Below are 15,309 nucleotides of genomic sequence, written 5' to 3' on the forward strand. Positions count from 1 at the left end.
CGCCTAACGCAATTCCGGGGTCGAGTCAAAGAGCCGCTGGTGCTCGTTCAAGGCGTAGCGGTCGGTCATACCGGCGATGAAGTTGCGGATCCGGCGAAAGCGGTCCGCCTCGCACTCGGCCACCGGGCCATCGGCCGGCAGCCAGTCGGGCGGCAGATCGGCGGGATGGTCGCAGTACCGCTGGAAAAGGTCCGCAACGATCGCCTCGGCATCCCGCATGACCGCCATCACCCGGTCTGCCCGGTACATGTGGGTCCAAAGGAAGGCCTTGATCGCGGCCTCCGCCGTCGCGAGGTCCGCCGGGAAGGCGACCATCGCCGTCGTCGCATGGCGCACCTCCTCCGGTGATCGCGGCGCCGCAGCCGTCAGCCGTCGCACCGTCTCGGCCGTGACGCCGCGGATCAGCCGCGAGATCAGTTCCCGCACAAGCTCCGCGCCCCGCCGGCTCTCGGCTAGAACCGGATACTGACGATCGATGTCCGCAATGATCGCCGCCGTCAGTGGCACGGCGCGCAGATCGTCGACCCGGAACAGCCCGGCCCGCAGGCCGTCGTCGATATCGTGGGCGTCGTAGGCGATGTCGTCGGCGATGGCCGCGACCTGCGCTTCGAGCGAGGCGAAGCTCCAAAGCTGTAAGTCGAAGCGCTGGTTGAATTCGGCGATTCCGAGCGGCACGCCGTGCTCGGCGTAGCGCGGCAGCGGCGTGCCGGCACGGTCAGTCAGCGGGCCATTGTGCTTGACCACGCCCTCCAGCGTCTCCCAGGTCAGATTGAGCCCGTCGAACTCCGGATAGCGATGCTCCAGCGCGGTCAGCACCCGCAGCGTCTGGGCATTGTGGTCGAAGCCGCCGTGATCGCGCAGGCAGGCATCCAGCGCCCGCTCGCCGGCATGGCCGAACGGCGGATGGCCGAGGTCGTGCGCCAACGCCAACGTCTCGGTGAGGTCCTCGTCGAGCCCGAGCTGGCGGGCGATCGCCCGGGCGATCTGGGCGACCTCCAGACTGTGGGTCAGCCGTGTGCGGTAGTGATCGCCCTCGTGGAAGACGAACACCTGGGTCTTGTGCTTGAGCCGGCGGAACGCGTTGGAGTGAATCACCCGATCGCAGTCGCGCCGGAACGCGCTGCGATTGCTGCTCGGCGGCTCGCCGAATTGCCGGCCGCGGCTGCGGTCCGGATCGCAGCCATAGGCTGCGCGAGGAGCTGCCATCCCGACCGACACGCTGAAGCTATCCTTGACCCGTTTGATTCTGCGTTGCGGTGCACTTAACTATGGCTTGCATGGAAATCCAATGACGGCACAATCCCTATCCGGGATTATGGAGCGACAGATGACCGACACCAGCGTCACCATCAGCGAGCGCGCGGCGCGCCGGATCGGCGAAATCCTCAGGGGCGAAGGCGACGGCGCGATGCTGCGGATCAGCGTCGAGGGCGGCGGCTGTTCGGGTTTTCAATACAAGTTCGACGTCGACCGCGCCAAGACCGACGATGACCTGGTGATCGCGCGCGACGGAGCGGTAGTGCTGGTCGATTCCGCCTCTGTGCCGTTTCTGGCAGGCTCCGAGGTCGATTTCGTCGACGACCTGATCGGCGCGTCGTTTCGCGTCAACAATCCCAACGCGACCGCGTCCTGCGGCTGCGGCACCAGCTTCTCGATCTGATCTCGGCGAACGCGGTCGCCGGGAGAGCTCGGCATGCAAGATCTCCCGGCTGCTTCTGCTACCGAACGGATCAGGAGCCGCTCGGCTTACCAACCCGGCGGCGGCTTACGAGAACGTGCCCGTGGTCCCCGCGAGATTGGTACACATCGTTCCCTTGAACGGGCCGTTGGTCGGACCGACCTGATATTCCTTGAACACAGTCAGGCCGCCCGGATTGTTGAGGTTGGTGATCGTCGTCGGCAGATCAAAGTTGACGGCATTACCGGTCGAGATCACGCCGGTGCCGGCTTCGTTCTTCACCACCGCGTTGGGGGCGATCGTCGCCAGCAGGCCGCTCGGAGTGACGGAGCGCTCGACCAGACCGAGCGTGCCGTCCGCCAGCGAGCTCACCGCCATGTTCCGCACCGTCCAGGTCCCGTCGACGTTGTAGGTCACGTTGAAAGTGGTGAAGCCCGGGGTCGCGTCGCACAGCGCGGCGTTGATCGACGAACTGGTGAAATTCATCACCGTGCCCGCCGTGTAGGTGCCGGTCTGCACGTAGAACTTGATGATCGGCTGACAGTCGAGATTGTTGTTCGGCTGAGCCGTCACGAAGTTCGACAGGGTGATGGCGCCGGACAGCGCTTGCACAGCAGAGCCGGCGTTGTAGTTGGTCAGCACGGGGTTGAAAGTCGGCGTGACGATCCGGAACGATCCCGCCTGCGGGCCCGCCGTATAGGTCGGAACCGACAGACCCAGCGAGGGCGACACGGTCATGTTGGTGGTGTTGTTGGTCTGCGGTCCACCGGCCGCCGACGTCAGGTTGATCGCCTGAATCGCGGCGAGCTGGCCGGACGGCTGGCCGATCTGAGGCGGCTGGACCTGCTGCTGAACGCCCGCGTAGTACTGCAGGATCATCGTGAAGGTGAGAACCGCGCCCGACGTGCTGTAGGGCAGCAACGCCTGGCTGTACAGGCTGTTGGTGTAGACCTGCTGGCCACCGGAATATGCGGCCGGCTGCTGGAAGAAGAAGAAGTTCTGGATCGTGGTGCTGTTGTTGGTGACGTTGATCGTGATGGTCGTCGGCATTTTGACCTCCTGCCGGGTCACCCGGCCAGATTACCCGCTGGCGTGAATCGACCAGCCATCACAACCTATACGTGCATGTCGTCCCGAGCGATCGCTTATGATTGCACCTCATGCAAGGCCCCAGGCGCGGCCCTTGCGGGCAGCGCAAGCCGCGTCACAACCCCTGCTGCTTCGTCACAATGGATTGGATGAAGGCGGCGAGCAGGAGTTTGGACTGCTCGCTCAACGCCGTGTCGGCCTGACGCATGCTTGCCAGGAATCCGGACTCCGAACACGGTGGCGCGACCTGCGGCCGAGGCGCGTCGATCGGGCCTGCGCCAGTCAGAAACCAATCGAGCGAGATATCGAGAGCCGTGCAAAGCATAACCGCATGCTCCACCGACATCGGCCCATCATTCTTCCACCGCGTGACCGTGCTCTCGTTGACGCCGATCGCAAATGCCAAAGCATGCTGTTTGGTCATGCCCCTCAACCGCATCGCCTGAACCATCCTGTCGCCGCGGCTGGACATTCCGACGCCTCGAAGCCAGCTCCCTCACCACAACTTTAACGCGCATCTACGTCTTCTGGAGTAAAACTGGACCCCGTGAGGTTACGAGGGACAAGGCGTCAGGGTTCGCGCACTGACGCACGCACTGCGAAGGGTGCCCCACGATCTGGGAGGAAAGCCTACACCCGCCCTTCGGTCAAACCGGCCGGCGGCGGTCTCGTGGCGCTGCCGGTTACTCGGCGGCCGTGGCGTGCGGGCGCACATCCTCACGGACGTCTTCGAGCTGCGGTTCGAGCCGGCGCTTCAATCGGCGGTCGATCTTGTCGAGATAGATGTAAATCACCGGGGTGATGAACAGCGTCAGCAGCTGCGACAGCAGCAGGCCGCCGACCACGGCGACGCCGAGGGGCTGACGCAGTTCGGCGCCGGCGCCGGCACCGAGCGCGATCGGCAGGGTGCCGAAGATCGCCGATAACGTCGTCATCATGATCGGCCGGAAGCGCAGCAGCGCCGCCTCGCGGATCGCGTGTTCGGCCGACAGCCCGACGCGGCGCCGCTCCAGCGCGAAATCGACCATCATGATGGCGTTCTTCTTGACGATGCCGACCAGCATGACGATGCCGATCATCGCGATCACCGACAGCTCCATCTTGAACAGCATCAGCGTCAGGATCGCGCCGATGCCGGCCGACGGCAGGCCGGAGATGATCGTGATCGGATGGATGAAGCTCTCGTAGAGAATGCCGAGGATCACGAAGGCGGCGAACACCGCGGCGAGGATCAGCACGCCCTGCCCGCGCAGGCTTTCCTGGAACACCTGCGCGGTGCCGGAGAAGCCGGTGAAGATCGTCGCCGGCAGATTTGAGTCGCGCTCGATCTGAGTGATGCGATCGACCGCCTCGCCGAGCGAGCGGCCTTCGGCGAGATTGAACGAGATCGTCACCGCGGGCTGCTGGCCCTGGTGGTTGATCTGCAGCGCGCCGATGCTCGGCACCGTCCGCGCCACGGCTTCGATCGGGATCGTCTGGTTGTTGGCCGTCTTCAGATACAGCTTCGACAAATCGTTCGGATCGACGCGGAATTGCGGCTGTACCTCGAGGATGATCTGGTAATCGTTGGTCGGCGTATAAATCGTGCCGATCTGCCGCGAGCCGTAGGCGTTATAAAGCTGGTTGCGGACCTGATCGACGGTGATGCCGTAGACGGCGGCCTTCTCGCGGTCGACTTCGACCGTCATCTGCGGATTGCGGATATAGAGGTCGGTAGTGACGTCGAGCAGACCCGGCAGCTTCGCGATCTTGTCGCGCATCTCGGGCGCTAGCCGATAAAGCGCCTCGGTGTCGCTGCCTTGCATCACGTACTGATACTGGCTCTTCGAGATGCGGCCGCCGACATTCAGGTTCTGGATGCTCTGGAAGAATGCCTGGATGCCCGGGACCTGCGCGGCCTGCTGGCGCAGGCGCGTGATCACCTTCGGGGCGGGATCGCGCTCCTTGACCGGCTTCAGGCCGACGAACAATCGGCCGTAGTTCGCAGTCGGATTCGGGCCGCCGGCGCCGACCGTGCTGTTGATGTAGTCGACCGCCGGATCTTCGCGCAGGATCTGCACTAGCGCGAGCTGCCGCTCCTTCATCGCTTCGAACGAGGTATCGGTCGCCGCCTCGGTGACGCCTATCAGGAAGCCGGTGTCCTCCTGCGGAAAGAAGCCCTTCGGCACCACCATGTACAGATAGATCGTGCCGCCGAGCGTCGCGAAGGTCACCAGCAGCATCAGGAACTTGTGCGCGAGCACGCGGTCGAGCGCCCATTCGTAGCCGCGCAGCCAGCCGGCGAACATCGCCTCGAAGGCGCGCAGCACTATGTTTTCGCGCTTGTTTGGATCGTGCGCCTTGAGCATCCGCGCGCACAGCATCGGCGTCAGCGTCAGCGACACGAAGCCCGACACCAGGATGGCAATCGAGATCGTCACCGCGAATTCGCGGAACACCCGGCCGACGATGCCGCCCATCAGCAGCACCGGGATGAACACCGCGATTAGCGACAGCGTGATCGAGATGATGGTGAAGCCGATCTCACGCGCGCCCTTCAGCGCCGCCTCGAACGGCCGCATGCCGTCCTCGATGTGCCGCATGATGTTCTCGAGCATGACGATGGCGTCGTCGACCACGAAGCCGACCGACAGCGTCAGCGCCAGCAGCGTCATGTTGTTGATCGAGAAGTCGAGCATGTACATCACGGCAAAGGTGCCGAGCAGCGAGATCGGCACCGCCAGCGCCGGGATGAAGGTCGCCGACGCCTTGCGCAGGAACAGGAAGATCACCAGCACGACCAGCACCACGGCGATCGCCAGCGTCTCCTGGACGTCGAACACCGCCTGCCGCACCGAGACCGAGCGGTCCATCGTCACCGTCATCTCGACTGACGGCGGGATCTGCGCCCGCAGCGACGGCAGCCGCTCGCGCACCAGATCGACAACCGCCACCGTATTGGCGTCGGGCTGCTTCTGGATCGCCAGCACGATGGCGCGATCGTCGTTCAGCCAGGTGGCGAGCCGGTCGTTCTCGACGCTGTCGTAGATCCGCGCGACTTCGTCGAGCTTGACCGGCGAGCCGTTGCGCCACGCCACGACGATCTGGCGATAGTCGGCGGCCTTGTCCATCTGGCCGGAGGCCTGCAGCACGAAGTCCTGCTTCGGACCGCTCATGGTGCCGACCGGCGTCGACGAATTGGCGCGTGCGACCGCGGCGCGGATGTCCTCGAGCGACAGCCCGCGTGCCGCTGCGGCTTCAGGATCGGCCTGCACCCGCACGGCGAATTTCTGAGGCCCGTAGATCACCACCTGGGCGACGCCGGGGATCTGCGACAGCGCCTGGCCGATGGTGATGTCGCCGTATTCGTTGACGGCCGACAGCGGCAGCGTCGCCGAGCTCAGCGCCACGAACAGCACCGGAAACTCCGCGGGGTTCACCTTGCGGAAGCTCGGCGGCGTCGTCATTTCGATCGGCAGCCGCCGCTGCGCGATGGTCAGCGCCGTCTGTACGTCCAGCGCGGCCGCGTCGATATTGCGGCCGAGATCGAACTGGATGGTGATCACCGTCGTGCCTTGCGCCGAGTTCGACGACATCGACGAGATTCCGGCGATGGTCGAAAGCTGGCGCTCGATGATGCCGGCGACCGATGCCGCCATGGTGTCGGCGCTGGCGCCCGGCAGCGTCGCCGTCACCGCGATGGTCGGAAAGTCGACCTTCGGCAGCGCCGAGACCGGCAGCAACCGATAGCCGAACAGGCCGAACACGATCAGCGACGCGGTGATCAGCGTCGTCATCACCGGCCGGCGAATGCACAGCTCGGAGAGGGTCATGTCAGGCTCCGGCCTTGCGGCTGCGCGGCTCGACCTTGGTGCCTTCGGACAGCAGCAACTGGCCGTCGGTCACCACCTCCTCGCCGCCGGCAAGTCCTTCGGCGATCACGGTCTCGCCCTGGTGGGTGCGGCTGACCTTGACGGACTGCACATGCGCTGCGCCGTCTTTGATCACGAAGACGAAGTTGCCGCTCTGGCTGCGCTGGACCGCGACGGTCGGAACGGCGACGGCCTCCTCGGTGCGGATCGTCAGCTTGGTGTTGACCAGCGTGCCCGGCCACAACGTCTCGTTGCCGTTGTCCATGATGCCCCGGACCATCACCATGCCGGTGGCGGCGTCGACGGTGTTCTCCACCATCGCCACCTTGCCCTGCTCGGAACGCCCGCTGCCGGGAATGGTCGCGGTCACGGCGGTGGTGCCGGCCGCCATCGCGTCGCGGAGATCGGCAAGGACGCGCTGCGGCACCGCGAAGCTGACATAGACCGGCGCCATCTGGTTGATGGTGGCGAGCGGCGCGGTGTCGGCCGGGCGCACGAAGTTGCCGATCTTGACGTTGGCGGCGCTGATACGGCCGGCAAACGGCGCATGGATCAGCGTATAGCTCTTCTGAACCCGCAGATTTGCGAGTGCCGACTCCGCGCCCTTGATGGTGCCGGCGAGAATATCGGCCTGCGTTTTCGCATTATCGAGATTGACCTGGGTGGTGGCGCCCTTGCCGATCAGGTCGCTGAAACGCCGCAAGTCACGCTCCGCACCGGCGAGCTGCGCGCGGTCGCGGGCCAGATTGCCTTCAGCCTGTTCGATTTGGGCGTCGATCTGCCGCGCATCGAGCGTGAACAGCAGGTCGCCTTCGTTGACCTTGGCGCCATCCTCGAAATGGACGCTGACGATGGTGGTCTCGAGCCGCGACTTCAGCGCCACGCTGGAGATCGGCGTCACCATGCCGATCGCGTCGACATCGACCGGGATCGGCTTGCGCACCGCCTTGACGGCATCGATCGACACCACGCGGGCCCGCGGCGCGGCTTTGGCGGCAACTTGCTTGTCGGTCCAGTACGGCCGCAGTTCGTAGGCAGCCAAACCGCCTGCGGCGAGCACGATGGCGATGATGATCCAGCGACGCTTCGTCATGACACTCCGTGTCAGCCTGTCGCGGGGCCACGCATCGCCCGTCCCCGCCCTCCGATGTTAGCGCTCGATTTTACAAAGGCTTATCACAGCACCAAGGGGCATGGTATGGCAGCCGCCGGATATATTGCCACGGGTAACCCTGATGCGGATTGCGACCTGGAACGTGAACTCGGTCCGGCAGCGGCTGGACCACCTGCTGACTTGGCTACAGGACTGCCAGCCGGACGTGGTCTGCCTGCAGGAGATCAAGTGCGTCGACGAGGCGTTCCCGCGCGAGCCGATCGAGGCGCTGGGCTACAATGTCGTCACCCACGGCCAGAAGACCTTCAACGGCGTCGCGCTGCTGTCGAAGCACCCGCTCGAAGAAGCCACCCCGCGGCTCGCCGGGGATGAGAGCGACGTCCACGCCCGATTCCTCGAGGGTGTGATCTCGCTGAAGCGCGGCGTGGTGCGGGTCGCGTGCCTGTATCTGCCCAACGGCAACCCGGTCGGCAGTGAGAAATATCCTTATAAGCTGAGCTGGATGTCGCGACTTCTTCAGTATTCGAAGGAGCGGATGAAGACCGAGGAGCCGCTGATCCTGGCCGGTGACTTCAACGTCATCCCGCAGCCCGAAGACGTGCACAATCCCGCCGCATGGGTCGACGATGCGCTGTTCCGGCCAGAGACCCGCGAGAGCTTCCAGGCCCTGCTCGGTCTCGGTCTCACCGACGCGCTGCGCGCCACCACGGACGCGCCCGGCCAATACACCTTCTGGGACTATCAGGCCGGCGCCTGGCAAAAGAACTGGGGCATCCGCATCGACCATTTGCTGCTGTCGCCGCAGGCGGCCGACCGCCTCCGCGGCGTCGGCATCGACAGCTACGTGCGGAACTGGGAGAAGCCGTCCGACCACGTCCCGGTCTGGGCGGATTTCGATCTGGAGACGGCGTGAGGCAGCCCCAGAAAAACAGCGACCGTCCTTCGGGCACGCAGCGCTAGCGCCATTCGTGCCCCGGACGCTGCGCAGCGCGCCGCTCTTGCGGCGTGGTGCGCTGCAGATCCGGGGCCCCGGTTAGTTGGGCCGCAACCGGGGTCCCGGATCTGCGGCGCAGCGCTTCGCGCTGCACCTTGTCCGGGACACAGACCTGGCCTCAAACTTTGAAGAAGTAAGACCTCAGTCCCGCCGCCCCTGCACCCAGTGCTCGAGCATCTGCAGCGCCATGGCGCGGTCGTCGTCGGAGGCCTTGGCGAAGGCGCGGTTGTAGCTGTCCTTGATCCAGGTCTCTTCCGGCGCGGCGCTGTCGCGAGCCAGCGTCAGCCACATCAGCCCGCGGGCGGCTTGGCGCGGCAGCTTCTCGCCGTTGAACAACAGCTGCCCGAGCATCGCCTGAGCCTGGTGCTGGCCCTTCTGAGCGGCGAGGCCAAGCCAGCGCGCGCCGTAGCGGAAGTCGCGCGGCATGCCGATGCCTTCGATATAAAGCCGCGCCAGATCGTACTGCGCGTCGGCATTGCCGAAATACGAGGCGGCGTAGGAGAACATCTCCCGCGCCCGCTCCGGATCGCGCTTGATCTTCGAGTTCGGGATGCCGTCGAGATAATAGCGGCCGAGCGCCACGAAGGCGTTGGCGACGATCGCCGCCTGCGGCGCGGACGGGCTGTCCTCGGCATGGGCGTTGGCGATCTTGCTGAAATAGTCGAAGGCGCGCAGGTCGTCCTGCACGACGCCGTTGCCGTCGGCGTACATCCGCCCGAGCCGCCACTGGGCGATCGGGTGTCCGCCTTCCGCAGCGTATTGCAGGGCGGTGAGCGAGGTCGTGGTAGTTTCGGCGGGGATCGCCTTCTTCAGCGCCGGCGCGGTGCCCGGCTGCGACGAGGCGACCGGGATCGCGGTGTTCTCGGGGTTCACCGGGGTGCCCTCGAAGGCGAACGCCGGCGCCAGGGCTGCCGTAGCGCCCATCACCCACGCGACACAAACTGTACGCTTAAACATCCGCATAGCAATGCTTCTCGACCGCCCCGCCCGGACGGGTCATGGCGCCGACGAAGGCGGGGCCGACCTGCTGGGCATATTCCGAAAGCGCATCCGACGTCTGATCTGTCGCGCCAGCGGTCCATTCGGACGGGCGCGGCGCGAGGGCGTCGGTCAAATTCGTGTCATCGGCTGCGCCGGGCGCAGGGTCGCCCTCCCGCGGGGCGATCGAATCGTCCTGCGCGCTCGGGCACGCGGCGTAATCGCGCTCCAAGCAGCGGGCGGGCCCGGACGACAGCAGGTTCGACATTCCCGCGACCTTCACAATCGCACCTTCTGGCGCGAGATTTCCCTTCAGCCCGACGTCGCCGGCCGCAAGGACCGAACGCTGCGTCTGCCGCACCAGCTCTTGATGCGGAGTCCACGTCATGAACTTCAGGTCTTCGAGGATCGTCCGGCCAGTGCTGGTCAGGCGGTCGCCGTGAAAGAAGTCATGATCGAGCTGGGTCTTCATCAGGAGCGGTATGCTGCCAACATCTTCTATGTCTTTGGCGACATCGCGGCCGGCCGGCTGCAAATCCGCGATACATGGTGTCTTTTTGAAGACTGCAGCGGTGGCAATTTCCTCGACGCTGATACGAGGGTGTTGAGCACGTAGACGCTGCGACGCAGCATGACGAGGTCGTTCGACAGCAGCGAGGGCGAGCTCGCAGCCGAGTTCGGCACGCACCGTCCATTCGGGTGCTTGCCGCCTGCGGAGCTCCGACTTGCTATTGGTCCTCGCGCCCATCCTGACCCGCATCCCGGCCGTTCTCGACCGACGTCCACACCGACAACCATCGACCTGAGCTCACGCCTTCATGAGCCTGTCTTGGGACGATGGTCTCATTGACCGGTGTGGCTAAAAAGCGGCGCGCGCAAGAGGCACCGTCAAAGACGGTTAAATCATCCGGAACTGTTGCGCCGCCGCAACAAACGTTGCGCGGCGGCCACCACTAATCGGTCCACTAACTGTCAGGAGAAAGCCCGGGACGGTGGGCGCGTCAGGCGTTGAGCACCTTGCCGTAGGCGTCGAGCACGGCTTCCTTCATCATCTCCGACAGCGTCGGATGCGGGAAGACGGTGTGCATCAGCTCTTCCTCGGTGGTCTCGAGGTTCATCGCCACCACATAGCCCTGGATCAGCTCGGTGACTTCTGCGCCGATCATGTGGGCGCCGATCAGCTGGCCGGTCTTCTTGTCGAAGATCACCTTGACCAAACCCTGGTCCTCGCCGAGCGCGATCGCCTTGCCGTTGGCGGTGAACGGGAAGCGGCCAACCCGGATGTCGCGGCCCTGCTCCTTCGCCTTGGTCTCTGTGAGGCCCACCGAGGCGATCTGCGGGTTGCAGTAGGTGCAGCCTGGGATCAGGCTCTTGTCGAGCGGATGCGGATGCAGGCCCTTGATCGCCTCGACGCAGATCACGCCCTCATGCTCGGCCTTGTGGGCTAGCATCGGCGGACCGGCGATGTCGCCGATCGCGTAGATGCCCGGCACGTTGGTCTTACCGAGGCCGTCGGTGACGATGGTGCCGCGCTCGATCTTCACTCCGAGCTTCTCCAGCCCGAGATTTTCGATATTGCCGACGACGCCGACTGCCGAAATCACCCGCTCGAACTCCTCGGTGAACGGCTTGCCGTCACCCGCATCGATGGTGGCGACGACGCTGTCGGCCTTCTTGTCGAGCTTGGTGACCTTGGTGCCGGACAGAATCCGGATGCCCTGCTTCTCGAACCGCTTGCGGGCGAGCGTGGCGATCTCGGCGTCCTCGACCGGCAGGATCTGCGGCAGCACCTCGACCACGGTGACCTTCGAGCCCATCGTGTGGAAGAACGACGCGAATTCGATGCCGATCGCACCGGAGCCGACCACCAGCAGCGACTTCGGCATCTTCTCCGGCACCATCGCCTCGAAATAGGTCCAGATCAGCTTCTTGTCCGGCTCGAGCCCCGGCAGCGCCCGCGGCCGGGCGCCGGTTGCGATGATGATGTGCTTGGCCTGATAGCTGCCCGGTCCGATCGTGCCCTTCGGCGCCTCGGTCTTCGAGCCCGTGACGGTGATCTTGCCGGGCGCATCGATGGTCGCCTGGCCCCAGATCACGGAGACCTTGTTCTTCTTCATCAGGAAGCCGACGCCGTCGTTGAGGCGCTTGGACACCCCGCGCGAGCGCTGCACCACCGCCTTCGGGTCGTAGCTGATGTTATCGGCCGACAGCCCGTAGTCCTTGGCGTGCTGCATGTAGTGATAGATCTCGGCCGAGCGCAGCAGCGCCTTGGTCGGGATGCAGCCCCAGTTCAGGCAGATGCCGCCGAGATGCGTCTTCTCGACGATCGCGGTCTTGAACCCGAGCTGCGCCGCCCGGATCGCCGCGACATAGCCGCCGGGGCCGGAGCCGATGATGATGACGTCGAAGGAGGTATCGGACATGGCAGCCTTGGAAACTAGACGATCATCATCACTGGATTTTCGATCAGCGCCTTGAAGGCGCCGAGCAGTTCGGAGCCGAGCGCGCCGTCGACGGCGCGGTGATCGGTGGACAGCGTCACGCTCATCACCGTCGCGATCTCGATCTTGCCGGCCTTGACCACAGGACGCTGCTCGCCGGCCCCGACCGCCAGGATCGTCGCATGCGGCGGGTTGATCACCGCGGCAAAGTCCTTGATGCCGTACATGCCGAGATTGGACACCGCGGTCGAACCGCCCTGATACTCTTCAGGCTTCAGCCGCCGATTGCGGGCGCGCGCGGCGAAATCCTTCATCTCGCGCGAGATCGTCGACACCGACTTCAGATGCGCGTCGCGCACCACCGGGGTGATAAGGCCGCCGGGGATCGACACCGCGACGCCGACGTCGGAGCCCTGATGCTTCAGCATCGCGCCTTCGGTCCAGGTGACGTTGGCGTCCGGCACGCGCTGCAGCGCCATCGCCAGCGCCTTGATGACGAAGTCGTTGACCGACAGCTTGTAGGCCGGCTTGCCGTCCTTGTCCTTCGGCGCCTGGGCGTTGATCTCTTCGCGCGCCGCCATCAGCTTGTCGAGGTTGCAGTCCATCGTCAGGTAGAAATGCGGGATGGTCTGCTTGGCCTGGACGAGGCGCTGCGCGATAATTTTGCGCATGCTGTCGTGCGGCACTTCCTCGTAGCTGCCGTCCTTGAAGAACGCGCGGATCTGCTGGTCCGACATCGACGGCGCGATTGCGGGCGCTGTGCCGGACGCCGGCGCAGCCGCCTTCAAGCTTCCGCCGGCTTTCGCCTGCTCGACGTCGCGGGCGACGACGCGGCCGTGCGGGCCGGTGCCGCTGATCCGGGACAGCTCGATGCCGGCGTCCTTGGCGAGCCGCCGCGCCAGCGGCGACGAGAACACGCGGGCGCCGTTCTGCGCGGCCAGCGCAGGAGCGGCGGGCGGAGCCGAATTGGAGCGCTCGGACGGCCGCGATGCAGGCGCAGCAGATTCGGCCTTGGTCGGCGCCTCGGGCTTTGGCGTATCCGTCTTCGGCGCTTCGGGTTTGGTGCTTTCCGCCTTGGCCTCTGTCTTGGTCGAGTCAGGCTTGGCCTGCGTCGCCCCGGCGGCCTTGACGTCCTCGCCGTCGCCGGCGAGCACCGCGATCACGTCGTTGACCGGGACGTCCTGGGTGCCCTCGGGCACCAGGATCTTGGCGATGGTGCCTTCATCGACCGCTTCGACTTCCATCGTCGCCTTGTCGGTCTCGATCTCGGCGATGACGTCGCCGCTCTTGACCTTGTCGCCCTCCTTCTTCAGCCACTTCGCAAGGTTGCCCTTCTCCATGGTCGGCGACAAAGCGGGCATCAGAATGTTGATCGGCATGGCGAAACCTTATTGCGGCCGTTCGGTCGCGCTGCCCATGTCGGACGGGCGCGCGATCTCGGACTCGAACATCTCGACGATGCGCTCCAGCGCTTCGTCCTCGGTGTAGTTGCTCTCGCGCGAATAAGCGCGCGCGGCGTGACGGGCGATATCGACCAGCAGCAGCCCCCACATCTCGGGCTCCTCGAACGCGCGCATGAACGCGATCGACAATCCGCCGTCGAGCACGAAGGCGCGCAGCACCTCGGTGGCGTCCTCGCGGCCCTCGACGTCGGGCGGCAGCGGCTGTTGCTTGGGGCCAGCCATGGTCGCGCTACCGATAACAGACGGCCTTGGCCGCCTCGACGACTTCGGCAACGCTCGGCAGCGCCAGCTTTTCGAGATTGGCGGCGTAGGGCATCGGCACGTCCTTGCCGGAAACGCGCGTCACCGGCGCGTCCAGGTAGTCGAAGGCATGCTCCATGATCCGCGCGGCAAGTTCGGCACCGACGCCGTTCTGCTGCCAGCCCTCCTCGACCGTCACCGCGCGGCCGGTCTTCTTGACCGAGGCGATAATCGTCTCGGTGTCGAGCGGACGCAGCGTGCGCAGATCGATCACTTCCGCGTCGATCCCCTCGCCGGCCAATTCCTCGGCCGCCTTCAGCGCGTAGGTCATGCCGTGCGACCACGCGATCAGCGTGACCTGCGAGCCCTCGCGCACCACGCGGGCCTTGCCGATCGGGATCACATAGTCGTCGAGCTTCGGCACTTCGCCGTGCTGCCCGTACAGCATCTCGTGTTCGAGGAAGATCACCGGGTTGGGATCGCGGATCGCGGCCTTGAGCAGGCCCTTGGCATCGGCGGCCGAATATGGCGCCACGACCTTGAGGCCGGGGATCTGCGAATACCAGGCCGAGTAGTCCTGGCTGTGCTGCGCGGCGACGCGCGACGCCGCGCCGTTCGGGCCGCGGAACACGATCGAGCAGCCGAGCTGGCCGCCGGACATGTACAGCGTCTTCGCCGCGGAGTTGATGATCTGGTCGATCGCCTGCATGGCGAAGTTGAACGTCATGAATTCGACGATCGGCTTCAGCCCGGCGATCGCGGCGCCGACGCCGACGCCGGCGAAGCCGTGCTCGGTGATCGGCGTGTCGATGACGCGGCGATCACCGAATTCCTGCAACAGGCCCTGCGTGACCTTGTAGGCGCCCTGATACTCGGCGACCTCTTCGCCCATCACGAACACGTCGGCGTCGCGGCGCATCTCCTCGGCCATCGCGTCGCGTAGCGCTTCGCGGATGGTCTGCGTCACCATCTCGGTGCCGGCGGGAATGTCAGGATCGGCCGCGGCCGATACGGTCGGCGCTGCCGATGCGTGCTGCGCGGGCGCGGCCGCGGATTTCGCCTGAGCCGCCTCCGGCTCGGACGACGGCGGCGCCGATTGCGCCGCCTTGTTCTGCGCCGCAGGATCGGCGGCCTTGTCGGCGTCACCGGCGCTTTCACCGTCACCGAGGATGGTGGCGATCGGGGTGTTGACCGCGACGTCGTTGGTGCCTTCGGGGATCAGGATCTTGCCGAGCGTGCCTTCATCGGCGGCTTCGACTTCCATCGTCGCCTTGTCGGTCTCGATCTCCGCGATCACGTCGCCGCTCTTGACCTGGTCGCCTTCCTTCTTGAGCCATTTCGAGAGGTTGCCCTTCTCCATGGTCGGCGACAGCGCGGGCATCAGAATTTGAATAGGCATCGGGGCTCCGCAGTCAGATCGTGCGCGGGATCGCCGCAAGGCGGCAGGAGAGCATGGCCGGC

General features: G+C 65.5%; 13 protein-coding genes. 2 read left to right on the forward strand and 11 right to left on the reverse strand.

Features of this window, described 5'->3' with window-relative positions; genetic code table 11:
- Positions 1-3 precede the first annotated feature (3 nt).
- Positions 4-1,218, reverse strand: a complete 1,215-nt coding sequence (locus IP86_RS12845) for a deoxyguanosinetriphosphate triphosphohydrolase (RefSeq protein WP_156332487.1) — start codon at positions 1,216-1,218, stop codon at positions 4-6.
- Between the two features lie 109 nt (positions 1,219-1,327).
- Here IP86_RS12845 and erpA point away from each other — a divergent pair, with 109 nt between their 5' ends.
- A complete protein-coding gene (erpA, locus tag IP86_RS12850; protein WP_054162927.1) occupies positions 1,328-1,660 on the forward strand; it encodes an iron-sulfur cluster insertion protein ErpA in 333 nt (110 codons plus the stop codon).
- A gap of 105 nt (positions 1,661-1,765) precedes the next feature.
- Here the strand turns inward: erpA and IP86_RS12855 are convergent, their stop codons facing one another.
- The 4 genes from IP86_RS12855 to IP86_RS12870 form a co-directional block, all read right to left on the reverse strand.
- Complete coding sequence (locus IP86_RS12855) at positions 1,766-2,728, reverse strand: hypothetical protein (RefSeq protein WP_054162998.1); 963 nt, start codon at positions 2,726-2,728, stop codon at positions 1,766-1,768.
- Between the two features lie 154 nt (positions 2,729-2,882).
- Positions 2,883-3,191, reverse strand: coding sequence for a helix-turn-helix domain-containing protein (locus IP86_RS12860; protein WP_245290610.1), 309 nt, complete (start codon positions 3,189-3,191; stop codon positions 2,883-2,885).
- A gap of 259 nt (positions 3,192-3,450) precedes the next feature.
- The gene (locus IP86_RS12865; RefSeq protein WP_054162929.1) at positions 3,451-6,579 is read right to left on the reverse strand and encodes an efflux RND transporter permease subunit; all 3,129 of its coding nucleotides are present in this window, start codon (positions 6,577-6,579) and stop codon (positions 3,451-3,453) included.
- 1 nt (position 6,580) lies between these two features.
- Positions 6,581-7,711: an efflux RND transporter periplasmic adaptor subunit gene (locus tag IP86_RS12870; protein ID WP_054162930.1), complete on the reverse strand. Its 1,131-nt coding sequence runs from the start codon at positions 7,709-7,711 to the stop codon at positions 6,581-6,583.
- 142 nt (positions 7,712-7,853) lie between these two features.
- On the opposite strand from IP86_RS12870, the gene xth reads away from it, so the two are divergent.
- Positions 7,854-8,645, forward strand: a complete 792-nt coding sequence (gene xth / locus IP86_RS12875) for an exodeoxyribonuclease III (RefSeq protein WP_054162931.1) — start codon at positions 7,854-7,856, stop codon at positions 8,643-8,645.
- A 222-nt stretch (positions 8,646-8,867) separates the two neighbouring features.
- On the opposite strand, the gene IP86_RS12880 is transcribed toward xth, so the two are convergent.
- The 6 genes from IP86_RS12880 to IP86_RS12905 all read right to left on the reverse strand — a co-directional run bounded on the left by IP86_RS12880 (position 8,868) and on the right by IP86_RS12905 (position 15,247).
- On the reverse strand, positions 8,868-9,689 hold the full coding sequence (locus IP86_RS12880) for a tetratricopeptide repeat protein (protein ID WP_054162932.1): 822 nt from the start codon (positions 9,687-9,689) through the stop codon (positions 8,868-8,870).
- Positions 9,676-10,392, reverse strand: coding sequence for a dihydroxy-acid dehydratase domain-containing protein (locus IP86_RS12885; protein ID WP_245290611.1), 717 nt, complete (start codon positions 10,390-10,392; stop codon positions 9,676-9,678). The genes IP86_RS12880 and IP86_RS12885 overlap by 14 nt, the downstream gene beginning before the upstream one ends.
- Before the next feature lie 313 nt (positions 10,393-10,705).
- A complete protein-coding gene (gene lpdA, locus IP86_RS12890) occupies positions 10,706-12,127 on the reverse strand; it encodes a dihydrolipoyl dehydrogenase (protein ID WP_054162934.1) in 1,422 nt (473 codons plus the stop codon).
- A 14-nt stretch (positions 12,128-12,141) separates the two neighbouring features.
- Complete coding sequence (locus tag IP86_RS12895; protein WP_054162935.1) at positions 12,142-13,524, reverse strand: pyruvate dehydrogenase complex dihydrolipoamide acetyltransferase; 1,383 nt, start codon at positions 13,522-13,524, stop codon at positions 12,142-12,144.
- Positions 13,525-13,533: 9 nt separating this feature from the next.
- On the reverse strand, positions 13,534-13,830 hold the full coding sequence (locus IP86_RS12900) for a DUF5076 domain-containing protein (RefSeq protein WP_054162936.1): 297 nt from the start codon (positions 13,828-13,830) through the stop codon (positions 13,534-13,536).
- Between the two features lie 7 nt (positions 13,831-13,837).
- Complete coding sequence (locus IP86_RS12905; RefSeq protein WP_054162937.1) at positions 13,838-15,247, reverse strand: pyruvate dehydrogenase complex E1 component subunit beta; 1,410 nt, start codon at positions 15,245-15,247, stop codon at positions 13,838-13,840.
- Positions 15,248-15,309: the final 62 nt, after the last annotated feature.

The organism is Rhodopseudomonas sp. AAP120 (assembly GCF_001295845.1).
In the GTDB taxonomy this organism is placed as follows: Bacteria; Pseudomonadota; Alphaproteobacteria; order Rhizobiales; family Xanthobacteraceae; genus Rhodopseudomonas.